This is a genomic window from Saccharothrix sabaoui (genome assembly GCF_051756985.1).
Taxonomy (GTDB): Bacteria; Actinomycetota; Actinomycetes; order Mycobacteriales; family Pseudonocardiaceae; genus Actinosynnema.
Genome location: NZ_JBPKJK010000092.1, coordinates 1 through 25,189 on the forward strand (window position 1 = coordinate 1; position 25,189 = coordinate 25,189).

Genomic DNA, 25,189 nt, shown 5'->3' on the forward strand with positions numbered 1-25,189 from the left:
CCGGGTCACCTGCCGCGCACCGGGGCGCCCAGCGGGGGGAACGCGTTGCGCAGGTCCTGGACGGTGCCGCCGTTCACGACGGCCAGGGCGGCGAAGTGGCGGACCACGCCCTGCGGCGGGCGCAGCAGGGGGCGGTCGGAGGAGTCCGCCGGCCACTCCACGTCCCCCGTGAGGGTGCGGGCCGGGATGAGCCAGTGGTCGCCGCGGACCGCCCTGCCGCCCTCGGCGAACCAGACCTGCACGCCGTCCTCCAGGTCCAGCCACTCACCGGTCCGCAGGGGCACGGTGGCGGTCCGCTGGTCCCAGCGGCGCAGGAAGGGGTGCTTCGCGGCGTTCCGCCCGACGTCCGGGGGCAGGTCGCCGTCCACCTCCACCCGCAGGCGCTCGGTGTCCACGTCGGTCACCCGCACCAGGGGGCCGGGCTCGTCGCGCGCCACGTACGCGTCGTCCAGGAGCTCCACCCAGTCGCCCAGGTCGAGGTCGAGCTTGCCGTCCCGGCCGCGGTCGGTGAGGGTGATCGCGCCGTCCCCCACCTCGGCCACGCCGAAGACGACCGAGCCGTTCTCCCTCGACCACTTGAACGCGTCCGGCGTGTGCACCTCCACCCGGTACAGCTGGTTCTCCTCGCCCCGGTACCGGGCGTCCGGCGCGGCCAGGCACGGGTCGTCGTCGGCCCGGGAGGGGCGTTCGGTGCGGGCGGCGAGCAGGGCGGTGGACCGCCAGGCGGCCACCTCCTCCTCGTAGTCGTCCAGCCCGCCCGGCACCGCCAGCACCTGCCACGCCACCTTCAGCCGCGCGGCGGTGTCGAGCAGCGCGGGGCCCAGCGCGGTCTCGCGCACCGCCGGGTCCTGCACGTGGGTGACCAGCCGCTCGACCACCCTGAGGTAGACCACGAACGCCGCGTCCGGCAGCCCGTCGTCCTCGCCCTCCCGGTCGAGGTGGGCGTCCGGCTGGTCCCAGTAGGTCCACGGCCGGGGCGCGGCGGCCTCGTCGTCGCCGACCGCCCTGCCCGCGTCCGGGCGGGTCGCGTCGACCAGGACGCCGTCCACGTAGTAGCGGCCGGGGGAGATGGTCAGGTCCGCCGGGTCGCTCTCGGCGACCCGCGCGACGCCGAAGCCCAGGGCGTCCCGGGGGCCGCCGTGCCGGCCGATCAGGTCGGCGGCGAGCGTGCGCGCGCGGTGCAGGTCGAGCAGGACCTGCTCGTTGGCGTCGGAGTCCAGCTGGAGCCTGCCCTGCTGGGCGAGGACCGCGGAGTACCGCCGCTCGGGCCGGAAGCCCAGTTTCGAGAAGTCGCCGTGCACGGGACACCTCTTCCTCAGGAGACGAAGACGATCGCCGCGGTGGTGCCCGCGGGCAGGAACTCCTCCAGCCGGGCCCGCAGGTTGTCCTCCCGCTGGGGCTGGAACAGGTCGTGGAACGCGCCCAGCTCGGCCCCGTCCTCGGCGCCGCGGGCGATCTCCCGCGGGCACCCGGCGGCGAGCTGGGCGTAGTCGGGCCGGCCGTACCGGGTGCTCGCGAAGCGCGGCCGGTGCCCGGTGTCGCACCGGTACCGCCGGGGCGTGCGCGACCCCGGTGCGACGGAGCAGAAGCGCAGGCACCCGATCCCGCGCCGGGCGACGTGCAGCAGCCCGTGGAAGACGCTGTCCTCGCCGATCCGGACGGCGTGCGCGTGCACCTCGCCGATGACCGTGGTCCGGTGGACGGACAGCACGGCGTGGGCGTGGGAGCACTCGGGGCCGGACAGGGCCTCGCGGTCCCGGCCGGTGGCGTCCAGGACGCTGTCGGACAGGTGGATGCCGATCGGCTCGGTGCGCACCTCGTCGCCCAGCACCAGGATCGTGCCGATGACGCTGCGCTCGACCTCCACGCACACCGCCGGGCTCTCCACCACCAGGCTGGGTTCCTCGGGTCGCACCGGGCCGCAGTCCGGTTCCAGCGTCCACCCGGGCACGAGCGTGCTGTGCCGGATCACCACCCGGCCCACGGGCCCGCTGACGTGCACGCCGCGCCCCGTCACCAGCAGCCCGTCGAGCACCACGCCGGGCGGTCCCGGACGGCCGCGGTCGTCCGGGTCGTGGCGGTCGTCGTCCTCGGTGGCCCGGATGATCAGCGCGTCCGGCCGGTTGCTGTACCAGTCCAGCAGCCGGATCACCGGGCGCGCCCCCTCGGCCGCGCGGACCTCCAGCCGGTCGCCGCGGTCGAGCACGAACTCCAGCTGCTCCTGGAACGCGACGCTGCCGGTGATCTCCAGGACCGCGTCGGCGGGCGCCTCCCCGGCCTCCTTCTCCCGCCGCCAGCGGCGGTAGGCGTCCATGATCCCGGTCTCGTCCCCGTCGGGGCCGATCCGGTACACCCGCGCGCCGGGCCGCTCGGGGCGGTCGCGCGGGTACTCGCCGCCGCCGGTGTCGTCGCTGAACGCGTGGTGGTAGGTCACCCACACGCCGCGCTTGGGCGCGCACCGGGCGCCGAACGCGATCCGCCCCAGCACCGGGTCCACCACCACCTGCCGGCGTCGCGGCCGGTACCGCCACCGGGACAGGTCGGCGACCACGACGTCGACCGGCGGCACCGGCGAGTCCTCGTCGTCGCGGAAGACCTCGAAGCTCTTGCCCGGCCCGTAGTGGTCGGCCAACCGGTCCCGCAGCGCGCGGCGGGTGATGAAGCCCGGCACGTTCTCCGCGGTGGCGAGGTGGGTGGGCGACGGTTCCGGCACCGGCCTGGTCACCAGCGGGGTGTCGTTGCCCAGGATGGAGAACGTGTAGAGGTTGCGCGCCCGGTCGACGCAGTAGGCGGGTGCGCGGGTGACGGAGTGCGGCTCGAGGCGCCAGGCGTGCAGGCCCACGACGGCCGGTGTGCGCGCCCGGCCCGCCGTGCGGGCGACCCCGTCGAACGGCGAACCGAGCTGGTCCAGGTCCGCCCCCCGGCGCAGGTCGGCGGTGCGGCCCGGGGCGGCGAGCTGCCGGGCGTCGGCGAGGTCGGGCCGGTCGGGGTAGAGCCGCACCGGCTGCGAGCCCGCCAGCAGCGGGCCGACCTCCACCGCCCGCGCCGGCCACCCCGCGACCGTCCGGGCGATGTCCTCCAGCAGGGGCAGCGTGCCCTTGCGCCGCCTGCTGGTCACCGTCGCCGCCACGTCCGCGCGCGGGGCGAGTCGGGTCGACAGCAGCCGGGCCGCCGCACCGCCGCCCGCCACGGCCTCCTCGTACCCGCGCAGCGCCCGGTAGCCCACCAGGTCGCCCAGGTAGGGCACCGCCCAGTCCGCGCAGGTCTCGATGAACCAGTCGTCGTAGAGCTGCTCCAGGTCGGTCTCGACCAGGTCCACCTGCTCGGCGATCACCCCGAGCAGCGCCCGCAGCGCCCCGCCGGTCTCGGCGTCGCGCCTGCGGTGGAACTGCGGCAGCAGGTCGAACAGGCGGTCGGGTTCTCGGCTCACGGCCGGGCCTCCTTGAGGATCAGCGTGTCCGGCACGGCGGGGGAGAGCAGGACCAGCTGCGCCGGCCGGACACCGCGGAAGACCACCACCGAGGAGCCGGGTGCCAACAGGTCCCCGGTGGTGATGCCGGGGTTGAGCCGCAGCAGCTCGCGGACCGCGATGCCGTGCTTGGCCGCGACCGCGGTCAGCGTCTCCGGGGCCGGCACGCGGTAGCGGGTCTCGTCGAACACCGCCTTGCGCGCGGGCACCGTCGTGCGCGGCGCGGTCAGCGACGCCACCAGGTCGTCCAGGCCGGCGGGGGTGATGCCGCCCGGCACACCCGCGAACGCGTCCACGTCCACGTGGTCCACGCCCGGCACGGCCTGCGCGATCGCCAGCACCTCCGACAGGTGGGCGGGCTGCCCCAGCTCCCGGTTGCGGAACCCCAGCCGGTCCAGCAGCGCCGCCCGCACCGCGGGCTCGACCACGTCCCACCGGTGGTCCGGGTGCACCCCGATGTCCGCCGCGACGACCAGCAGCACCAGCTCGCGCACCGCCACCCGCACCGGCGGTCCGGCGTCGCCGTGGGCGGCCAGCGCCGCGCGCAGCGTCGTGACGATGTCCGAGTCGTCGTACAGGGCGATGTCGTCCACCCCGGCCACGGTCAGGTGCACGACCTGCCGCGCCCCGTCGGACAGCTGCCGCGCCGAGGCCCGGCCGATGCCCGCCCGCGCCCGCGCGAAGTCCTCGTGGTCGGCCACCGACACCAGCCGGTCGAACGCGGTGACGCCGAGCGGCACCTGGCGGCGCAGCAGGCCCGCGTCGTCGGGGTCCGCCCCGCCGTGCGCGGGCAGCGGGTTGGTCACCCCGGACACGCCCAGCGGCCGGGTCGCGAGCTGGGTGATGCGGTTCGCGCCCACGTTGCCCGCCTCGCCCAGGCCGACGCGGTAGCGCGCCCGGACGTTCTCCACGCCGGTGGGCAACCGCGCGCCGCGCACGCCGTCGCCGAACGCCACCACCAGCGAGCCCGCCTCGCCGGGGCGGGTGGTGTGGACGCGCTCGGTCGGGCCGCGCCCGGCGAAGCTGTCGACCTCGCGCCGGCGCACGCCGTCCACGCGCACCTCCAGCGTGCTCTCCGCGCCGCGCGGGTCGTCCGAGGCCAGCCACGTCAGCGGCCCCTGGCGGAGCAGGAACCGCTGACCCGGCACGCTCGCGTCACCGCTGCCGATCGGCTCGTCCCGGCTCGCGCCGTGCGTCGCGCGCACCACGTTGGCGTTGATCCGCACAGTCTCCCGCCGGTAGGTGTACGCCAGCGGCACGGCCAGGGTGAGGGTGGTGTGCACGCGGTCGCCGGGCACCGCCTCGTCGTGGTCCTGCGTGACGGCCGCGATCATGGCCAGCTCGGTGCCGGGGACGCCGGTCGGCCTGCCCGGGATGTCGGTGCGCTCGCCGGTGACCACCAGCCGGCGGCCCGGCGCCAGCCCCTCGTGCAGGTCGGCCAGCTCGACGACGGCACCGCCCACGTCGTCCGTGATCGGGTCCTCCGCCAGGGTCAGGGGCTCACCGCGCAGGTACACGGTGGTGTCGCGGACGTCGGACAGCCGGGTGTCGCGCGCGTCGAGCCACGGGCGGTCCAGCACCAGCTCGGTCACCTTGCCGCTGATGCCGAAACCCTGCTTGGCGATCGTGCGCACACCGGTGACCCGGGCGGTGACCAGGGCCAGGCCGGGTGCGCCGGGCGTGGCACCCGTCTTGCGCGGTCGCTCCACCACCACCCAGCCGCCGACGCCCACGCCGTCGTACACCGCGTCCAGGGTGAGCACGGTGGCCGGGACGGGCGCCTTGCCGGCGATGGTGACCGACACCGCGGGCAGCGGCCGGTCGGCGGACGCGGGCTTGCGGGTGAGCGTGACCTCGATCAGCCGCTCGGTGCGCGGGTCCCGCCGCTGCCGCCGCTGCTCGTCGTCGGGGGCCAGCCGGACCGGTTCGGCGAGCAGGTCCGGGATCGTGACCGCGACCCGGTCGGCCGCGTCCACCTTGGACAGCGTGATCCGGTGCTCGGGCAGGTGCGCCTCGGTCCGCAGGGTCACCGCGCCGTCGGCGCCGACGGCGTGCGCCACGCGTCCCGGCCCGAAGTCCCGCTCGCCGTCGGTGGTCAGGTCGTCGACGACGTCGCGCCAGGCGTTGGCGTCCAGCTCGAAGACCAGCTCGGCCGACGTCGGCGTGTCCCGGGGGACGGGGTCGGCCGCCGGTCCCGGGTCGGGGTCCGGGTCGGGGTCCGGCTGCTCGGCGGCGTCGTAGAACGCGGTGACCGTGAACCGCTGCGTCGCGTCCAGCTCCCACTCGGCCGGTCTGGCGGGGGAGCCCGCCGGCGGGTTCGGGTTCAGCGGGGCGGTGGCGGCGAACGGCGTGGCCACCTGCCGCATGGCCAGCAGCTCGCGCAGCGCCCGCGGCGCGCTCAGGTCGACCTGCCGCCACGCCGGGTAGAGCGCGTCGGCGAGCCGCCGGTCCAGCGCGGTCAGCAGGCGCGCGGCCAGGTCGGACCCGGACGCGTACAGCTCGCGGACGTCGCGGCGCAGCCGGCCCGCGTTGTCCGGTGAACGGGAGGGCGGGGTGCGCAGGGCGCCCAGCAGCGCGCCCAGGCCCAGCAGCGCCGACCCGGGCTCCCGGTCGGGCGGCGGCGCGCCCGAGCCGTGCTCCCCGGTCGGCCCGTGCTCCCCGGTGGCCCTGCGCGGCCTGCCCAGGCCGAGCGCCTCGTGCAGGCCGGGTTCCTCCGGCTGCGGCGGTTCCAGGCCGCGCGCCTTGTCGTGCTGCTCCACGAGCGCGGCCCGCCGCTCGCCCAGCCAGGCGTGCACGTGCGCGTAGTGCTCGGCCACGGCGCGTGCCTCGTCCAGCCGCGCCAGGTCCGCGGCCAGGCGTTCCGCGTAGTCGGTGGGGGTCGGCAGCTCGCCGGGGTCGTCCGGGTCGCGGCCGAGGTCCTCGCGCAGCGGCCGGAGCACCCCGTCCACGAAGCGCCGGAGGATGACGCTGCGCCGCATCACCTCGTCGGGCTCGGCGAACAGCTCGTCCAGGTACGCCTGGAGGGCGCCGCGCAGCGTGCGCAGGTCCTCCAGCACCAGCGCGGGCTTGCCGATGGCGGTGGTGTCGGACTCGCGGTCCACCACCACGTCGGCCACCACCTCCAGCTCCTGCCGGCCCGCCTCGCTGCCGAACACCCAGAGCAGCCGGTCGCCCGGCTTGACGTTGGTCGTCACGCCCGCGACCCGCACCACCCGCCGCCGCGCCAGGTCCTGCCTGGTCAGCTGGTACGGCCTGCGCGTGCGCACCCGCAGGTCGTTCCAGGAGTGGCGGGCCACCAGGTCCTCCACGCCCTCGAACGCCTGCGGCTCCTCACCGGGACCGGGCACGCTCTGGGCCCGCGACCCGCGCGGGACGTGCGCCTCCGCGTCCCGGCCCGGCGTGGGGTCGGCGTCCACCGCGTAGGCCAGGTAGGTGCCCGCCGCGACGCCGGGCCGCGGCAGGTGCCCCACGAGCCGGCCCAGCAGCGCCAGCGAGCGCTGCTCGGTGGCGGTCCGCAGGTAGCCCTCGCCGGCGATCCGCTCGGTGTAGAAGGTCAGCAGGTCGTTCAGCACCGCCGAGGCGTCCAGCAGCCCGATCGCCGGGTCGTCGGTCGAGCGCACGGTCAGCGCGTTCAGCGCCGGGTAGGCCGGGCTCGCCAGCCGGGCCAGCGCCGTCGCGAGGAACTCGGCGTGCGTGCCGACCCGGCGCGTCAGCGCGGCGTGGCCGGGTGGGGTGTAGACCTCCAGCGGGGTCCGCGCGACCGCAGCCGCCCGGCAGTCACCGCAACCGCAACCGCTCACCGCCCACCTCCCAGCACGATGGTCAACCGGCCGTTCTCCGGGCGGTCGGGGTCGTCGTCCAGCTGGGCCACCTCCAGCGGTCCCAGCCGCAGCACACCGCTGTCCGGCACGCCGGCGTCGCGGCCGAACAGCCGGCGCAGCACCGACACCCGCGCGCTCACCACGCCGGGCACGGCCGCCGCCGCGGCGACCAGCGCGCTCACCCGCACCGGCTCGCCGAACGTCAGCGCGTCCGGGTGGAAGAACCCGCGACCGCCCAGCGCGGCCCGCAGCGCCACCAGCACGTGCCCGCGCTGGTGGCCCTCGGCCGCGCACACCACCAGCTCCACCTCCAGCGGCACCAGCACGGCGGGCCCGACGGTCACCCGGTGCCCGATCCGCCGCACCCGCGCCAGGACCCGTTCCACGGTCCCGATCAGCGCGGCGTCCGCCTCGGCCCGGCCGACCGGGTCCACGGCGACCTGGACCTCCCGGCCCGAGCCGGTCCACCTGCCCCGCGCGGCGGCCCGCCGCACGCCCGGCACGCGCGCCGCCAGCGCCGCGTAGTCGCCCGGCGTGACCGCGCGCAGCAGCTCCCGGCGCAGGGCCAGTGGCGCGAGCTGCCTGACCTCGTCGAGCGTCTCCGGTTCCACGCCGCTCACCGCGGCCAGCGGGTTGCGCACCCGGTCCACCGCGTCGCCCTGGTCGCCGCAGCACAGCACCAGGTGGTTGACCGCCTCGGCGCCGACGTTGCCGGCGGTCCCGTTGCCGACCCGGTAGGACGCCCGCAACCGCGTCCCCGGTCGCGGTTCGGCGCCGTGCCTGCCGTCGCCGAACCGCAGGACCAGCCGCCCGGACTCCTCCACCTCGCCGACGAAGTGCCGGTCGCGGGGTCCGCTGGAGAGCAGGTCCCGCACGGGCGTCCACACCGGCGCGTCGTGCTCCGCCCTGTCGTGTCCGGTCCTGTCGTGCTCGGTCCTGTCGTGCTCGGCCCCGTCCTCGGCGTGCTCGCGCAGCACCACGGCGGGCAGCGCGGCGCGCGGGTCCGCGGTCAGCGCCGACCCGGCCGAGCCGCGCAGCACCGGGTCGTCCGGCGACAGGCCCGCGACGTGCTCCTCGCCCCAGCTCTGCCGCAGCTCCCAGGCGACCCCGGCGTCCAGCACCCCGCCCGCGAGCGCGCGGGTCCGCAGCACGTCCAGCCGGCGCAGCTTGGCGGCCAGCAGGTCGTCCCACCGGCCCAGCAGCTCGCGCAACGCCCGCGCGGGCCGCTCGCCGAGGCGCAGCGCCGCCAGCGTCCGCTGCCCGAACAGCACGGTGAGCGCGTTGACCTGCCCACCGGTCAGCCGCTGACCGGTCGCCGCCCGCCGCCACAGCTCCCGCAGCCACCGCCGCACCCGTCCCGGGATCGCGGCGAGCAGCGCGGCCTGGCCCGCGGCGACGCGCTCCGGTGCCGGGAAGGGCACCCGCTGCGTCACCGGGGCCTCGCCCAGCACCGGCCGGAACCGCCGCCGCACCACCGGGTACACGACCTGCGCCAACAGCGTGCGCACGGCGTGGTGCTGCTCCTCGGCGGTACCGGGCACGACCACCTCGCGCTCGCCGTCCAGGTCCAGCGCGATGCCCGCCCGGTCGGTCGCGGCCACGCCCAGCACGTCCGACAGCCCGCGCACCTGGTCCGGCGTCAGCGGGTCCCGGGCGGCGGTCCGGTCGATCAGGCCGTGCAGCAGCGACACCACCGGGTCCGCCGGGTCGTCACCGCCGCAGCCGCACGCGGGCCGCTCGCACGTCGGCGGCACCACCGGCGCGGGCGGCACGGTGAACTCCTCCACCGGGCCGCCGCAGGCGTCGAGTCGCCGGCCGTGGTCCACCAGCACCGCGTTGCCGCGCGCCACGCTCACGTCCGGGATCGGGCAGCAGTCCTGGCCGCCGCGCGAGGACAGGCGCACCGCGAAGGTCGTCGCGTCCTCGACGTCCCAGGTCACGTGGACCACCGGCTGGTCGTAGAGCTCGTCCACGTCGGGGGTCGCGGTGACCAGCCGCACCGCCTGCCGGTGCGCCGGGTCGGCGTCGGCGGGCGCGCCGCTGTCCGGGCCCAGCACCTCCTCCAGGACCAGCACGTCACCCGGCCGCAGGCGCAGCGCACGCCCCCTCGGCCGGTGCCCGCCGGTCCTCTCCCCGTCTCCGTCGCGGTCGTCGTCGCGGTCTCCCTCGCGGTCGTGGTCGTGGTCGACCCACTCGTCGCGCAGCGTCGCCCCGGTCGTCCCGGCGGGCAGCGCGCACTCCTCCTCGCCCCACGTCCAGAAGCGGATCTCGTCGTGCGCCGGCCACAGCCGCAGGTCACCGGGGTCGACCGGCTCGAACAGCTCCCACACCGCGCCCGGCGGCAGGTCGGTGACGACGTCCTCGCCGACCACCGTGCCGAGCTCCGGGCGGTGCAACGGGTCCACGTCGCTCAGGTCCAGCGCCAGGAAGCGGAAGTCGCCCGCGGTCAGCACCGCCTCGCGGCACGCCTCCAGCACCACGAACGTGCGGGCGTTGCACCCGTCGTGCATCGCGTAGTCCACCAGCCGGGTGTGCCGGCGGACCGACGTGCGGCGGCGCGCGGTGTCCAGGTACGCCTCGGTCGCGATCGCGTCCTGCTGGTACGACAACCGGTCGCCGACGTACGCCAGCAGCTCCACGGCGGTCACCCCGAGGTCCGGGGCGTGCCGCTCGACCCAGCGCGGCACGGTCAGCGCCATCCGGGCCAGCAGCAGCCCGCGCAGCGACGCGTAGTCCCGCGCCGTGTAGTCGATGACCGGGCGCGCACCGGCCCGCGGGGGCGGCGCGGGGTCCGGCGCGCAGTCCTGGTCGGTCGGGCACATCCGCCGGAAGTCGAAGTCGGCGCCCGCGTAGCGCGGGTCGAAGCGGCGGTACGGGGTGGTGCCGGGGAACCCGTGCTCGTCCGGCTCCACCACCGACAGCCGGTAGGTCGAGCTGTCGCCGACCCGGTCGACGCCGACCAGCAGCCGGTCGTCCAGCTCCGGGTCCTCCTCGTCCACCAGCTCGACCGAGGTCGCGACGATGCCGCGGACCCGCCGCCCGCCGTCGACGCGGATGTTCTCCGCGCCCAGCCCGCGCGGGGCCCGGCCGATGAACGTGACGGTGAGGGTGCGCCCGTCGTCGGAGACCTCCACGGCGTCCACGCCGTTGCGGTGCCGGGCGCGCACCCGCTCCCGCCTGCCACCGGTGCTGCCGGTCATCACGCGGCCCCCCTCTCGAACGTGTCGGCGCGCCGCGTGCCGGTGGGGCGGACGACGTAGACGAGGTCCACGCGCAGCGTGCTGTCCTCGCTGACCACCTCCAGCGACTCGACGTCGATCACGTCGCCGAGCCAGCGCTGCAACCCGGCCTGCACCGACACCCGCAGCGCGGCGGCGAACTCCGGGCTGTTGGGCGCGAAGACCAGGTCGAGCAGGCCGCAGCCGAAGTCCGGCAGCATCACCCGCTCCCCGGGACTGGTGAACAGCAGCTGCTCGACCATGTCGCGGACGTGCTCGTCGTAGCCCCGGTCCGCGGTGCGCCCGCGCCCGTCCACCCGGAACGGGAAGGCGATGTCGGTGCGGTTCACCGGCCCACCGCCCGCTGCTGGACCACGACGACGTTGGGCGGTCCCTGAGGGACCTGCTCGGCGCTCTGGCACAGCCCGACCGAGCCCTGGAGGATCGCGGGCTGCCCGTCCAGGGTGATCCGCCCCGACGGGGCGACCCACCGGACCGCGGTGCAGGGCTGGGGTTTGCCCGGGGTGAACGAACACCCCACGACGGTGTGCACGTCGGCGAGCGTGGCCACCGGCTGACCGCCGACCAGCACCCGCGAGCGCGCGGGCAGCAGCGTGGCCTGCCCGCCGTGCGGGCACGTCACGGTCGCGTTGACGTGCAACAGGTTTCCCGACATCGTTCCCCCTTCAGGTGACGGCGAGTGCTCCCTGGTTGATGGAGACGGTCGGCCCGACGAGCGAGATGGACGCGCCCTGGCCGTTGCTGATGACGATCCCGCCGTCGTTGACGGTGATCGTCGCCCCGCCCGCGGTCCTCAGCGTGATGCCGACACCGGGCACGTCGGACAGCACGATCGAGTGCTGCCCCGTGGTCTGCAGGACCGTGTTGGGCGAGGTCGGCAGCCCCGTGTTGGCCGCCGCCGGGAGTTCGGCCGCGCTGCCGTACCAGCAGCCCGTCCAGATCGGGAAGTCCTTGTCGCCCTGCTCGAACTCGACCCACACCCCGGCGCCGACCGGCGGCACGGCGTAGTGGCCCATCCGCGGCCCGGCGACCGGCAGGCACGGCAGCGCGAAGGTCGACGGCGACGTGCCGTACACGTCCGGCACCAGCGCCTGGATGCGTCCCCGGCGCTCCGGGTCCACGTTGTTGGACACGGTGCCGCGGTACTTGCCGAGGTACCTGGTCGGTTCGGTCATCTGCTCCCCTTCACGGCCGCACCAGCGGGGTCAGCGAGATCAGCCCTTCCCGGGCCAGGGTGAAGTTCTGCGTGTAGCTGCCGCGCTGGAGGTTGTGCGTGACGCTCTTGACGTAGTAGAGGCCGTCGTAGGCGATGCCCGCGCCGCGCACGCCGACCAGCTCGCGCGCCCGCAGCACGTGCCCGTAGCGCACGACGTCCAGCTGCCCGGACCCGGACACCGCGTCGGCCGACTCGGCGGCCTTGGCCAGCGCCTCCGCCAACGCCTGCGGCGCGTCCTTCTTCGCGGTGTCCTTGATGACGGTCTTCTTCAGCGCGGGCGCGGGTTTGAGCGCCATGCGCGGGCGCAGCACGCTCACCTCCGGGACCGGCAGCGGCAGGGAGATCTTCGTGGTGGGGATGTGCACGCTCACCTCGGGCTGCTCCCGGGCGGTGCCGTCGAAGCTGAACGTCAACTGGTCCACCGTGGACGACGCGTCGGAGTTCACGGTCAGCGCGGGCTGCGGCACCCCCAGCCGCACCTCCGGCCCCCAGTAGGCCCGGCTGACGCCCGGCACCGGACCCGGGTCGAGGTAGAAGACGTACCCGTTGGCCTTGGCGATCTCGTCGAGGTAGGCGAGGTCCGTGCCCTTCTGCGACGGCACCTGCTCGGTCGGCGCCTTCACCTGCGGGAAGATCTCCGGCACCACCACCGGCACGATCCCGTGGGTCGCGTACTCCCCGATGACCACGGCCGCGCGCGCGGCGGGGGAGGTGGCCGGGAACTGCCGGTTCTCCCTCTCCTGGAGGTCCATCAGCACGGTCAGGTCCTCGCCGGTGACCGTCAGCGTCGACTGGCCGGGCTCGTTGCTGATGCCCACCTCCTGTCGGATGCACACCCCGTCCATGATCACGTTCGGCACGCCGCGCACGGTGACCACGAGGATCACCCGCGTCTCCGGGTCGAAGAACCCGGCGGGCAGCAGCGCGTTGCGCAGGACGCCCATCTTCGACAGGTCGAACGCCAGCTGGAACCCGCTGCGCTGGCCCGCCGAGACGGTCACCTGCGCGGACAGCAGCGCGTCGGTGACCTCCCGCGGCACGGGCACCGGGATGCGCGGGCCCATCAGCAGGGTCAGGTGGACGGGGGCGAGGTCAGGCATTGGGCATCGTGATCCTGAGCAGTCGTCCGGGCTCGGTCAGGTCGTCCGGGTCGACCACCGGGTTGGCGTCCGCGATCCGCCACCAGGCCTGGGCGTCCCCGTAGTAGCGGTGGGCGAGCAGGTCGACGCGGTCGCCGGCGGTCACCTCGTGCTCGCTGACCGCCGTGCCGGCGTCCGGCGGGAGCAGCCTGCGGGTCAGGTGGGGAACGGCCTCCCCGTCCGGCATGACGTGCACGGCCGCGGGCACCCCGTGGTACCGACTGCCGCGCGGGTACGACGTGGGCGAAGGAACGGCGGCGGCCATCGCGTCCGCGGGGTTGGTCATGGTCGTCTCCCGTTCCTAGATGCTCCGGAGCCCCAGCGTTTCGAGCCGTCCCGGTGTCGAGGCCCCGGCGAACCGCTCCTTCTGCGACAGGTAGGCCAGGTAGAGGTCCGCGCCCCGGTGCCCGGCCGGCAGGTCGTTGACCGAGAGGACCCGCAACCCGATGCTCACCGTCGCCCGGTAGGGGTTGAGGGCGGCGTCGAAGGCTTCCTCGGTGATGGTCAGCTCGGTCAGGCGGACGGGCATGACCCGCTTGGCGCCCCAGACGAACAGGGTGAGGGGCATCTCGACGGGCGTGATCTCCAACGTGCCCAGGCTCGCGAGCCGGAGGTTGGTGGTGATCTGGGTGGTGGTCGGGTGGACGAGCATCTCGAGCGTGGCGAGCTGCGGGTGGATGCCGAACTCGCCGGGCAGGTCGGGCTGGTCGGAGGCGTCGATCTCGGCCGTGAACCGCCAACTCTCGATGGCCGGGCCCTTGAGGCGCAGGGCTTCGGTCCGGTCACCCTGCTCGGCCCCGGAGGCCTGGGGCGCGAGGCTGCGTTCGAGCGTGTCGGGGTTGAACTGCATCACGATGACGCGGCGCGTGCCCTGGTCGGGGTCGATGACGATGCCTGCGCGCACCGGTTTGGGTATGTCGAGGTAGCGGGTCATGAGCCAGGAACACCACCCCGGTCGAATGCTGCGAGAACATTACGTGCAATATCGCGCAGACGTCGGTCCGGATCTTCCTGCGCTGTTGTCTGTAGCAATTCTCGATACTGGGGGAAAGGTACGTACGACATAGCCCATATAGCTGCTTCCCGCAGGCGCGTATCCTTGTTGGCCAAGTTGTCCCTGATCTCGTTGAAGAGAGGTTGGTTGAAGTTCTCGGAAGCTCCTATCCCGGCTTGGACGAGCGCCCGTGCTTTATCGGCTGCGCGACGCGTTCTGCGGGCGGACTCAAGCAGTTCGTCGGTCGAGAAGGTGTTGAGGTGCTTCGCGGTCAATTGTGCGGCGGCGTCTACGGCTTGCGGGTCGTCACCGCTGACCGTCACGGCGGGGGTATTGGACAGGTCGTCGATCAGGAAATGGAGGGTCAGGGCGGGGCCGGCCGACCACTGGACCTCATATGGGATGCCTTGGCGGGGATCTGCCGGGATTTCCCCGCGGCAGGGCCACCCCAGCGCGTCCGCGAATCGTTCGACTTCCGCTTCGGCGGTCGACGGATCGGTGCGCAGGACGAGCGAACGGGCTCGATGTCGTTTTTCGATCACGGGGTCGACTCTCCTCTGGCTTGGTACATGCGCACGAAGGTCTGCCAGTCTATCCCTCGGCGTTTCGCGTCTTGCCAGAGCTGGAACATCTTGACTTCCTTGGGGGCGGTGCCGTACATGGCGTGCACCCTTTTTCGTATCTGGTCGTACAGTTGGTCCTCTGTCGACTTCTTCGAAGACCGGTCGACCTTGATGTCCAGAGTTTTTATCCACGCTTCGACGATTGCCATCTCCGCCTTCATCATTTCTTTGGCGGGGTTGCTGAGTTGGCTTTCCTGCATGCCTGAAAGTCTGCCGTGGTTGAGATAGTCGTCGAGTTCGGTTGCCGCAGCCTGGGCGCCGACCGGCGTCATCTGAAACTTGGGCAGCTCCTGGCTCAAGTCGCCGCGCATCGCCGTCTCGATCATCAGGGCGCTTGTCGTCGTCGCAGATATGCTGCGCATCCCTTCGACATCGCTGAAGATGTCGGCAAGTTCCGCCGCCAACTGCATGTCCGGTCCATGGCTGCGACCACCCTTCAAAAGCTCGGCTATCTGGGAGGTTATGGTTCTGCCAACGCCCAGCTCACGCAGGTTGCTGATGATCTTCAGGTAGCTCTCCTTGTGCTTGGTGTTCGTGCCCGAAGTGGGGATGGCGGCTGACCCGCTCTTGCTGGTCTTCGACGCTGCGGGAAAGTTGACCCGCACGACCTTGTTTCTTATTCGCTGGAAGCGGCTCATCAGGGCTTTGAAAAAACCCTGGTAGCGGGTGACCGTGATGGGGTCCCCCCGGCTGCGCTTCAAGTCGATGTCCTCGTGGACGAACGTGTACTCGGCTGGCATGCCGCGTGAGTACCGCTGGATCGCTCCGAACCCGACGCCTTCCTCGACCTTGAGGACGGTTCGCGGCTTGGGGTCGACTCCGCGCAGCTCGGTCGTCCTGGTTATGCCGGTGGCAGCTCCGGTGGCCGAGGTGCGCGAGTAGACCACTTCGCGGCCGACTCTGCGGAGGAAGAGCAGAAGCCGATCCCGGTCGACTGTGGCGCCGTTCGAGAAAACTTCGGTAGGGTTTAAACGTGCCCGAATTCTGAAGTTCTCATTGCCGGTGGTGGACAGTTCATTTAGTCGGTACCAGGCCCGGAACGAAGTCAGAACAGTGCGGAGTGTTCCATTGCGCATCCCTCGTCGCAGCATGGAATCGATCCTGGGCCTGATCTTCGCGACGATGAGGTCCAGGCGGCGTTGCTTCGCTTGTGGGGAGTTCTTCTGTTCGTCGCGCTTCTGCTTGGCGTCCTGCCGCTGCTTGGCCTTGGCCTTCATGCGGTCGCGGAAGTTCCGGTACTTGTCCCTCAGCTTCTTCGCAGTATTCATGAGCGACTTGCCGATCTTGCTGTTCGCGACCTTCTTCCCGACCTTCTTCAGCGTCGTGGCGACCCGCTTGACCCCGTTCGCCACGGCCCTCTTCGCCTGGTTCGCTCGACTCCGGGACGAACCGGCCTCAGGACGAGCTGGACGACCAGGACGGCCGGGGCGCTCAGGGCGGCGACCGGGCGCGCCGGAGCGCGTGGGACGGGCGACGGGACGTCCGGGGCGCGGGCGACCCGGAGGGCGGCGGAGGGCGGCACCCGCGCGTTGCGCCCCGCGACGAGCCGCGTTGACCGCACGACCGGCGGCCTTGCGCGTGCCCTTCCCAGCCCGCTTCAGGCCGGCCATGATCTTCTTGGCCATCCCCTTCAAAGCGTTGCCCACGCCCTTGGCCGCACCGGCCAGCTTGGCCATCAGGAAGTTCGTGATGAACTCCAGCAACGCCACCACACCGGCTGCCACGGCCGCCGCGAACAGGCAGGCGGCGGGGCCGGCCTTGACCGCCTTCACGAAGGCGATGAAAGCCCCGACCGCGGCGATGATCTTGCTGATCGTCCCCCACGCCGCCATCAGGCCCTGGACCACGGCCAGCACCGCACCGGCGGCGGGGACGATCAGGGACACCAGCCGCTCGACCACGACCATCACGATCATCACGGGCAGCGCCGCGATGATCGCGTCCCACACCATCTTGCCGATCTTGGCCATGTTGATGCAGCCCTTGACCAGGACGTCGATCACGGTCTTGCCCAGCCCGACGATCGCCTGGACCTTCTCGTTGAACCACTGCCGCACGGCCACCTTGATGGCGTCCCACAGGTGGTTGCGAATTCCCTCGACCGCCGCCGCACCGAGTTTGCCCAGCCACGCGCCCACGCCCATCGAGGCGATGTCGGCGATGATCGCGGCGAACTCGCCGAGCATCTGGATCGCGGCCTTGGCGAACTCGATCGCGGCGTTGACCGCGCTGCGCACCACCTCGACCGCCGCCTTGAGGCCCTTCTCCAGCAGGCGCAGCAAGCCGGTCAACGCCTCGGCCAGCTTGTTCAGCAGGAACTCAACGCCCGCCTTCAGGGCGTCCGCCAGCTTGTTCACGGCGGCTACGGCCGCGTCGCGCGCGGCCTCGATGCCCTTGCGCATTCGCGCGGCCAGCTCGGGGAAGAACAGCGCCAGGACGTCGCAGAGCTTGAGCAGCACGGTCGCCAGCGCGTTGATCAAACCGATGATCGCGTTGCGGGCGGCGTCGATCAGGCCGGTGACGATCGAGGCGAAGGTCTTGATGATGCCGTTGACCAGTGCGACCGCGGCGTCGAAGATCGCGGTGATCGCGTTGAGCAGGCCCTCGAAGAAGCTCTTGACCTTGGAGGCGATCCAGCTGAAGAAGCCGCCACCCTCCGACTCCCTCTGCTTGGCCTCCTTCTCCTTGCGCGCCTTCTCCTCGGCCTGTTCGCGCTCGTGCTGGATCTTGTCGTTGTCGTCCTCTTGACGCTGCTCGGCCTCCTTGTCGGTGTCCTCCTTCTCCTCGTGGATGCCGGTCCGCGACGCCTCGTGCTCCTCGGTGGCCTCGCTGTTGCTCTCCTCGACCTTGGCGTCCTGCTCGGCCCGCCACCCCTCGCGCTGCGCCTGCACGTCCGCGGCGACCTTGCCGCGCTCGTCGGCCTGCGCGGCGCTGTTCTCCTGGACCTGCTGCGCGACCTGCGCCTCGTGGTCCGCCTTCGCCTGGGCCTCGCCCTGCTGCCTGGTCTGCCGTTCGGTACCCATCTGGGCCTGGCCCCGCGCCACGCCCGCCTGGATCTCGGCTCCCCGCTCCTGCTGTGCGACGACAGCGACGCCCTGGTCGGCACCACCCGCCTGGACCGGGCCGCCACCCCCGCCGCCCTCCGCCGAGGGCACCTGGGCGGTCAGCGTCTCCGGCGGCGCGTTGGGGAAGACCTGGTCCTCGCCCATCGGCTTGGCCGACTCCTCGCGACCCGCCGTGTGCAGGGTGGTGGAGGCGTTCCGCAGTTCGGTCGTCTGCTCGTCGGTGCGCGCCGGGTCGTGCTCGCCGGTCAGCTCGACCTTCGGGGCCGGCCCGACGGTGGTGTTCAGCGCCGGATCGGTGGTCGGGACGTTGTCCACCGCGTCCTGGACGTCCCGGACCTCCTGCTCGGACATCTGCCCCTCGGCGTTGCCCGCCACGTGCGGCCGGGGGACCTGCTGCGCCTGGTTCCCGCCCTCGACGCGCTTGGCCTCGGCCTGGCGCTGCTCCTCCGCGGCCTGGGTCTCCTTGGCCTTGGTCAGCTCCACCTGCACCGGGTCGCCGGGCGGCGCGGCCTCGGGCGGGCCGGTCAGGACCTGCGGGGCGCCGGACGGGCGGGTGGTCGTCGGGGGAGCGGCCTGCAACGCCTGCTGCTCCTTCGCGACGTCGTTCGACGCCGCCGCGTCCACCTGGGACAACGAGGTCTGCATCGTGTCCGGCGGCAGGGTCGCCACCGTGGCCAGCGCCCCCTCCGGCGGCTGGCCGGACACGTCCGGCAGGGGTGCCTGCCGCTGTTCGGCGGGCGCGGGAGCCGCTGCGCCACCGCCACCGCCACCGCCACCCCCACCACAGCCGCCGCCGGCTCCCGCGGCTTCGGGCTCGGCCGGGGCGGGGCCGCCGTCGCAGCCGCCACCGCCGGGTTCCAGTGACGCCTCGGGAGCCGGACCCGCGTCCACGTCCGCTGCGCCCGGCGTGTCGACCCCACCACCGAGACCCGGACCCGCGCCGCCACCGGGACCGGGACCGCCCGCCAGGTCCGGAGCCGGACCAGCCCCGCCCGCGGGTTCGGGACCGGCGGCGGGACCGGGGTCGCCCGCGAACGCGGTGGGCTCGGGGGCCGCAGGGTCGACCGAGGTCGCCGCGCCACCAGGTTCGGCGACCTCCGCCCGGCCGTTGTCCGCGCCCATCGGGCCCAGGGGTTCCGGTGCGGCGGTGACCGGTTCGGCAGCGGGTTCCGGGCCTACCTCGGCGTCCAGCGGTTGCTCGGCGGGCGGTTCTTCCTCGGTGACCGGCGGGGGAGGCGCTTCGGGGGTCGCTTCAGGGGTCGGTTCGGCTTCGGCTCGTTCCGGTGGGTCCTGCTCCTCCGCCTGCTCGGCCTTGGTCGGCGGCGGGCTGGGGAAGGTCGGGGCCTGCTGCGGTGGCGGCGACCCGCTCGGGGGCAGGGTGATGCGGTCGGCGGTGGGGACGGTGGACACGTCCAGGTCGGTGGCGGGCAGGTGGTCCTCGGGTTTGAGGGCCGGCGGTTCCGGGGGTTCGTCCTCGGCCTTGGGCTCCTCGGGCTCCGGTACCGGCACCTCGGTGTCCGCCGCCGGGTCGAGGCCGATCGGTTTTTCCTGCTCCTCCACCCGCTCGTCCTGCCCGGGACGTTCCAGCAGGCCGTGCTGCACGAGCGGGCTGTCCGGGGCCTGCGCGGCTTCCTCCACGCGTTCCGGGGCCGCTTCACCGGGTTGGGTCGCGGCGGGCGCGCCCTCGGGCGCGGGTGTCGCGCCGGCGGGTGGCCCCTGGCCGGCAGGCTGTTGTGCGCCCGGTGCGCCGGGCTGGTGCGCGGCTGCGACCTCCTCGGCGGGCGCTTCCCCGGCCGGTGCCTCCTCAACCGGGACCGGGACCGGGGCCTCGACAGGGGGTTCTTCGGCGGGCTTCTCCTCCTCGGCTTCCTTCTCCTCCTCGGGCTCCGGGACGGGTTCCGGTTCGGGCTCCCCGGGCCGGGGTTCCTCCTCCGGCTCGGGCTCGACGCCCGGTTCGGGTTCCGGCTCCACACCCGGCTCGGGCTCGGGAACGGGTTCGGGTTCGGGCTCCGGCACGGGTTCCGGCACGTTCGGCGTCTCCACCGGACCCGGCGTGGTGCCCGCCTCCTCCACCAGCGCCAGCACCCGCGCGTAGTCCGACGACGGCAACCGCCGTTCCAGCCGGGTCAGCACCTCCACGCGCAGCTCCGGCGTGAACCGCGCCAACTGCGCCCGCACCCGCCGCGACGCGTCGGCCGGGTCGCCGCGCAGGCTGCGCAGCACGCCCGCGACCAACCGGTCCACCAACGTCGCCGGGTCGAGCCGCTCGGTGCGCATCCGGTCGGCGTCCACGGTGGCGTACCGCATCCACGCCGCACCCTGCGCGCCGCGTGGGACCGGCGAGGGGGACACCTCGTCCGACCGCGCCACCCGCTCGGCCTCGACCTCCAGCGGTTCGGTGGGCAGCGACACCGCGCCCGCGTCACGTCCCTGCGCCACCGCCCCAGACGGGTACGGGGCCTGCGCGGTGTGCAGGAGCTCGTGCACCAGCAGCCGCCGGCCGTCGGGGGTCTCCGGGCGGAACATGCCGTGCCCGAAGAAGATGTCCCGGCCCACGGTCACCGCGTCCGCGCCCAGCAGGTCGGTCACGGCCGCCGCGTCCCGGTCGTGGTGCACGCGCACCGCGCTGAAGTCGTGCCCCAACCGGGTCTCCAGCTCGCGCCGCAGACCGAGGTCGATCGGGTGCCCCGGTGACGCCAGCACCTCGCGCAGCTCGCGCAGCGGCCGGACCGGGGCCGACGACCGGTCCTTGCCCTTGCCCGCTTCACCCGGCGTGCGCGCCACCGCCCGCGTCACGGCGCGCCCCCGCCCAACCCGCTGTGCACCGACCGCGCCAGGGCCACGCCCAGCACCCGCGCGGACGACGTCCGGGGCACCGCGGGCACGCCCGCCACCACATCCGCGTCCACCGGGACGTCGACGGGGGCGCGCAGCAGCAACCGGGTCAGCTCCCGCCGGAACGACTCGACCAGCACGTCGGCGTCCACCCGGCCGAAACCGGTCACCACCAGCTCGTCGATCTCCACCGTCACACCCACCCGGCCACCTCCGCCGAGGTGAGCGAGCGGTCCAGCTTGAGGTACTCGGTGCGCGCCGCCGCCAGCACGTGCCGCATCCCCAGCGGGACGTCCTGCTCCGCCGCCAGGAACGCCGCCGACAGCGCGATGTTGCGGATGCTGCCGCCCGCCACGGTGAGCTGCGCCAGCCGGCGCGCGTCCACGCCCGCGGTCGGGGTGTCGGCCGGGATCACCCGCCGCCAGATCTCCGCGCGCTCGTGCTGCCCGGGGAACGGGAAGTCCACCACGAACCGGATGCGCCGCAGGAACGCCGTGTCGAGCGCCTTCTTCATGTTCGTGGTCAGGATCGCCAGGCCCCGGTAGGACTCCATGCGCATCAGCAGGTAGCTGACCTCGATGTTGGCGTACCGGTCGTGGCTGTCCTTGATCTCGCTGCGCTTGCCGAACAGCGCGTCGGCCTCGTCGAACAGCAGCAGCGCGCCGCCGCCCTCGGCCGCGTCGAACACCCGCCGCAGGTTCTTCTCGGTCTCGCCGATGTACTTGCTGATCACCTGGGACAGGTCGATGACGAACAGGTCCAGCCCCAGTTCGCCCGCGAGCACCTCGGCGGCCAGCGTCTTGCCGGTGCCGCTGCCGCCCGCGAACAGCGCCGTCACGCCCAGACCGCGCCGCAGCACCTGCTCGAAACCCCACCGCTGGTACACGGTGGACCGCTGCCGGACGTGCGCGAGGACCTCGCGCAGGACCGCCCGCTGCGCCTCGGGCAGCACCAGGTCCGCGGTCACCGCACGCGGCTCGATGCGCTGCCCCAGCTCGTCCAGCGCCAACCGCGCCTGGTCCAGGCCCGCGCGCCAGGCCAGCTCGGCCGGGTCCCCGGAGGCGCGCCGCACCGCCGTCCCGGCCGACCGGATGACGTGCGCGGGCAGCGAGAACTGCGCCACCAGGTCGCGCAACCGCTCCTCGGGCACCCCCGCCCCACCGCCGTTCGACGCCGAACCATTCAGCGCCGAACCGTCCAGCGCCGAACCGTCCAGCGCCGACCGCCACAGCGCGCGCTGCTCGTCCTGCGTGGGCCGGTCCAGCACGACCCGGGGCCACGGTCGCCTGCCCGCCGGCACCGGGTCGTCCGCCGACACCACGACCGGCACGCCCAGCCCGTCCACGAACGCCCGCGCCGCCGCCTGCTCCCGACCGGTCACCTCGACCAGCAGCGCCGACGGCAGCAGCAGGGCCTCGCGCTCCCACAGCGCGCACAGCGCCTCGCGCTCGACGGCCGTCGAGGGCACGTCGTCGGACGACAGCGCGTGCAGCGCCACGCCCGCCGACCGGGCGGCGCTCGCGGCGACCTCCCACCGGGTGTGCCGGTCGGCCCCGACGAGGTGCGCGTGCGGCCCCTCGGCCCACCACCCCGCCACGGCGCCGGCCGCCTCCCGGTGCGACCCGGGCAGGTCGTCGGGCACGTCCACCCGCGACACCAGGCCGCGCAGCCGGTCGTCCAGGTAGGGCACGCCGAGCAGGAAGTGCAGCACCCGTTCGTCCACGCGCAGCCGCGCGGCGGTCAGCACGGGACCGGGGTCCGGTTCGACCAGCCGCCACCGCCGCAGCGGCGCGACCGGCGTCGTCGCGCTCCAGTGCGCGTCGTCGAACGCGGCGAAGGCGTGCGCGAACGTCGGCACGGGCGCGTCCGGGCGCAGTTCGGCGGCGACGGCCAGCAGCAGCACCCGGCGCTCGAACGTGCTCAGCCCGAAGCACGAGCACACCGCCTCCAGCGCGCTCAGCCCGCCCCCGTCCGCGCCGACCGCCCCGCCCTCGCTGTCCACCCCGTCCGCGCCGACCGCCACGTCTCCGCCGACCGCCCCGTCCCGACCGGCCAGGACGGCGTCGACCGCGTCCACGAGGGCGGACCGGTGCCGGTCGCCGTCCTCGGACCACCCGCCCCCCACCGCACTCACCCGGTGACGTCGAGGGTCGGTCCGGTGAACGTGCCGCCGGAGTGGATCAGCGGGCTCTCCGCGCCGTCCACCCGCACCCGCACGAGGTAGGTCCCCGCCGCGACGTCCCGCACCGGCACGGTCTGCTCGGTGCCCGGCGACGCGGGGAACGGCGCGGTGAACTGGTGTCCGCGCGGCCCGCCCGCGGGCGCCTGCTCGTCCAGCAGCAGCAGGACGCGCTGCTCGGGCGCCACCGGGAGGTCCAGCTCCACCCGCACCGCGGTGCCCGCTACCAGCGCCACGTCCAGCACCCGCGGCCGGCGCACGTACGGCACCGCGTTGGACTCCAGCCAGGGGCGCGTCGACCCGCCGACCCGCACGTCGTGGCGCAGCTGCACCGGCCACACCCCGGCGGGCAGGTCCGGCGGCTGCGCGAGCACCACGGCGTCGTCGCGCACCCGCACGACCTCCGCGTCCAGCCCGCCCACCAGCGCGCCCACCCCGGGGCCGGCGAGGTTCGCACCGAGCAGCACCAGGTGCCGGTCGGCGGTGACCGGGCCGTCGTCGGGCGGCGTGCCCGCCGGGGCGTCCGGCGCGACCGACAGGACCCGGTCGAGCACGGGCCTGGTGAACGCGGTGACCGCGATCCGCCGGTCCAGCACCGGTGTGCCCGACGACGGCGTCGACAGCCCGTCGAGCAGCACGGCGCTCGCCAGGTACGGCACGGACAGCGCGTAGGGCGTCTGGAGCATCGTGGACCAGAGCTTGGACAGGTCGTCGAGGTCCACCTGCGCGGGCGTGAACCGCACGAGCTGCGGCGACGCGCCCAGGTCCGAGCCGAGCAGCGGCGGCCTGCCCACCGCGTCCTGGATGTCGGCCCTGGTCAGGACCGGCTGCTCGTGCAGCGCGGCGGCGACCGCGCCGAGCAGCCGCTGCGGCACCAGCTCGACCTCGTCGCCGAAGAAGCTGATCAGGTAGTGCAGGTCGATCGCGGCCTGCGGGCGCTTGAGCACCGTGCCGTCGGGGCCGCGGGTGACCGCGTCCTGGTTGCGCAGCGCGGCGTTGGGCGTGACCTGGTAGCAGAAGACGGTGACCAGGGCGTCCGTCGTGGGTTCCGCGGGCGGTTTGGTGGTCGAGACGTTCGCGCCGACCTCCACCGCGGTGACCGCGCGGGCCAGGAAGCCCTGAAGCGCCCTGGTGACGGTGGCGACAGCCAGGAAGTTGCTCATCGGTGCTCGTCCTCGCGGGTGAGGTAGCGCTCCAGGCTCAGCACCGGTTCCGGCCGCCGGGGCGCGGGGCGGGCGGGGCGGGCGCGTTCCGGGGCCGCCGCGACGACCTCGACCCGGCCGATGGACACCCGCACGACGGGCTCCGGGGCCGCCAACGGCGGGGGAGCGGGGGCCCGCCGGGGCTCGACCGCGGGCGGCGGCACGACCGCGCCCGCCCGCCGGGGTCCGCGTCGGGCGACCGGTGGCGCGGTGGGCCGCACGGTCACCTCCACCGTCTCCGACCGCTGCTCCAGCACCGTCTCCCGGACCACCTCGTGCCGGGTGGCGCGCTCGGTGGTGACGCGGGTGCCCGACACCTCGACCCGGGTCTCGCCGGGCACCGGCACCGCGCGGGGCACGGCCACCGGCGGGATCGGTGCCGGCTGCCCGGCCGGTCCGCGCGCACCCGCCGGGCCGGGGACGCCGGGAGCGGGCGGCCCGGCGGTCGGGAACCGGGGGAGCGACGGGGGCGACCACACCTCCACCTCGACCTCCGACTCCACCTCGACGTGCTCGAACACGTGCGGCAGGCGGGGGCGCGCGACCGGGCCCGCCGCCGGGAACCCCGGCACGGCACGCGCCAGCAGGCGGTCGAAGTGGTCAACCACGGCCCACCAGTCCCAGGTAGTGGCGGCGGCGGACGGGGCTCAGCGCGAGCACGTCCGGTTCCGTCCAGCCGTAGGCGGAGGCGAGCGCGTGCACGTCGTCCAGCAGCGACCGCGCCCAGCTGTCCAGCTCGGCCCACAGGTGGCCCACGACGTCCACGGTCGCGGTGGTGCGCAGCCCGCACTCCACGCACGGCATCACCACGCGCACGTCGGCCGCCGGGTCCGCCTCGGCCGCGGCGTCGGCCACCAGACGCACCACCTCGGCCGGCACCACCCCGGGCACCGGCGGCCCGTCGTGCGCCGATCGCCCGTCGTGCGCCGATCGCCCGTCGTGCACGGGCCGCCCGTCGTGCTCCACGGCGAGCACGCACCGGCGCAGCAGCACGTCCCGCGCCGCCGCGGGGTCGAGCGCCGCCGGTTCGAGCGCCGTCGGTTCGAGCGCCACCGCCGGGTCGGCCGCCACCGCGAGCAGGTCCGCCGACGTGGGCAGCCGGAACCGCACGAGCCACGGCCCCGACCCGACCTCCAGCACGTCCGGCACGTCGACCCCGGCGTCGAGCACGTTGGCCACGTCGAAGTCGAACTCCTGCTCGGTGCCGCAGCCGGGGCACGCCACCAACCCGGTCAGCCGATCCCCGAACAGGGCGCGGCGCAGCCCGAACAGCCGCCGGTCCCGCGCGCCCACCGCCAGGTCCGGCGACGCCTCGCCGGTCAGCGCCTGCAACAGCAGGGCGCGGCGCACCGGTCCGGCCGCCAGGCCCGACTCCCACGTCGCGAGCAGTTCCGCCGGGCCGCGCAC

17 protein-coding genes are annotated in these 25,189 nt (G+C 74.3%); all 17 read right to left on the bottom strand.

Features of this window, described 5'->3' with window-relative positions; translation table 11 throughout:
- Positions 1-5 precede the first annotated feature (5 nt).
- Genes ACR807_RS25660 through ACR807_RS25740 form a run of 17 tightly spaced genes read right to left on the bottom strand, consistent with a single transcriptional unit; the run spans position 6 to position 25,189 of the window.
- The gene (locus ACR807_RS25660) at positions 6-1,301 is read right to left on the bottom strand and encodes a DUF6519 domain-containing protein (RefSeq protein ID WP_438923965.1); all 1,296 of its coding nucleotides are present in this window, start codon (positions 1,299-1,301) and stop codon (positions 6-8) included.
- Positions 1,302-1,315: 14 nt separating this feature from the next.
- Complete coding sequence (locus tag ACR807_RS25665; protein WP_438923966.1) at positions 1,316-3,430, bottom strand: hypothetical protein; 2,115 nt, start codon at positions 3,428-3,430, stop codon at positions 1,316-1,318.
- On the bottom strand, positions 3,427-7,269 hold the full coding sequence (locus ACR807_RS25670; protein ID WP_438923967.1) for a putative baseplate assembly protein: 3,843 nt from the start codon (positions 7,267-7,269) through the stop codon (positions 3,427-3,429). Before ACR807_RS25670 ends, ACR807_RS25665 begins: the two co-directional genes overlap by 4 nt.
- Positions 7,266-10,490: a putative baseplate assembly protein gene (locus ACR807_RS25675; protein WP_438923968.1), complete on the bottom strand. Its 3,225-nt coding sequence runs from the start codon at positions 10,488-10,490 to the stop codon at positions 7,266-7,268. Before ACR807_RS25675 ends, ACR807_RS25670 begins: the two co-directional genes overlap by 4 nt.
- Complete coding sequence (locus ACR807_RS25680; RefSeq protein WP_438923969.1) at positions 10,490-10,858, bottom strand: GPW/gp25 family protein; 369 nt, start codon at positions 10,856-10,858, stop codon at positions 10,490-10,492. Before ACR807_RS25680 ends, ACR807_RS25675 begins: the two co-directional genes overlap by 1 nt.
- Positions 10,855-11,184 (bottom strand): hypothetical protein, encoded by a 330-nt coding sequence (locus tag ACR807_RS25685; RefSeq protein ID WP_438923970.1) that lies wholly within the window; start codon positions 11,182-11,184, stop codon positions 10,855-10,857. The genes ACR807_RS25680 and ACR807_RS25685 overlap by 4 nt, the downstream gene beginning before the upstream one ends.
- A gap of 10 nt (positions 11,185-11,194) precedes the next feature.
- Positions 11,195-11,704, bottom strand: coding sequence for a phage baseplate assembly protein V (locus ACR807_RS25690; RefSeq protein ID WP_438923971.1), 510 nt, complete (start codon positions 11,702-11,704; stop codon positions 11,195-11,197).
- Positions 11,705-11,714: 10 nt separating this feature from the next.
- Positions 11,715-12,845 (bottom strand): hypothetical protein, encoded by a 1,131-nt coding sequence (locus ACR807_RS25695; protein WP_438923972.1) that lies wholly within the window; start codon positions 12,843-12,845, stop codon positions 11,715-11,717.
- Positions 12,838-13,170, bottom strand: a complete 333-nt coding sequence (locus ACR807_RS25700; RefSeq protein WP_438923973.1) for a tail protein X — start codon at positions 13,168-13,170, stop codon at positions 12,838-12,840. The genes ACR807_RS25695 and ACR807_RS25700 overlap by 8 nt, the downstream gene beginning before the upstream one ends.
- A gap of 15 nt (positions 13,171-13,185) precedes the next feature.
- Positions 13,186-13,788 carry a hypothetical protein gene (locus tag ACR807_RS25705; RefSeq protein ID WP_438923974.1) on the bottom strand — a complete coding sequence of 201 codons (603 nt, stop codon included), beginning with the start codon at positions 13,786-13,788 and terminating at the stop codon, positions 13,186-13,188.
- 26 nt (positions 13,789-13,814) lie between these two features.
- The gene (locus ACR807_RS25710; protein WP_438923975.1) at positions 13,815-14,420 is read right to left on the bottom strand and encodes a hypothetical protein; all 606 of its coding nucleotides are present in this window, start codon (positions 14,418-14,420) and stop codon (positions 13,815-13,817) included.
- Positions 14,417-20,362: an eCIS core domain-containing protein gene (locus ACR807_RS25715; protein WP_438923976.1), complete on the bottom strand. Its 5,946-nt coding sequence runs from the start codon at positions 20,360-20,362 to the stop codon at positions 14,417-14,419. The genes ACR807_RS25710 and ACR807_RS25715 overlap by 4 nt, the downstream gene beginning before the upstream one ends.
- Positions 20,359-20,604: a hypothetical protein gene (locus ACR807_RS25720; protein WP_438923977.1), complete on the bottom strand. Its 246-nt coding sequence runs from the start codon at positions 20,602-20,604 to the stop codon at positions 20,359-20,361. The genes ACR807_RS25715 and ACR807_RS25720 overlap by 4 nt, the downstream gene beginning before the upstream one ends.
- Complete coding sequence (locus tag ACR807_RS25725) at positions 20,595-22,535, bottom strand: ATP-binding protein (RefSeq protein WP_438923978.1); 1,941 nt, start codon at positions 22,533-22,535, stop codon at positions 20,595-20,597. Before ACR807_RS25725 ends, ACR807_RS25720 begins: the two co-directional genes overlap by 10 nt.
- Positions 22,532-23,743 carry a Pvc16 family protein gene (locus ACR807_RS25730; RefSeq protein WP_438923979.1) on the bottom strand — a complete coding sequence of 404 codons (1,212 nt, stop codon included), beginning with the start codon at positions 23,741-23,743 and terminating at the stop codon, positions 22,532-22,534. Before ACR807_RS25730 ends, ACR807_RS25725 begins: the two co-directional genes overlap by 4 nt.
- A complete protein-coding gene (locus ACR807_RS25735; protein ID WP_438923980.1) occupies positions 23,740-24,390 on the bottom strand; it encodes a hypothetical protein in 651 nt (216 codons plus the stop codon). Before ACR807_RS25735 ends, ACR807_RS25730 begins: the two co-directional genes overlap by 4 nt.
- Positions 24,383-25,189, bottom strand: a complete 807-nt coding sequence (locus ACR807_RS25740) for a hypothetical protein (protein ID WP_438923981.1) — start codon at positions 25,187-25,189, stop codon at positions 24,383-24,385. The genes ACR807_RS25735 and ACR807_RS25740 overlap by 8 nt, the downstream gene beginning before the upstream one ends.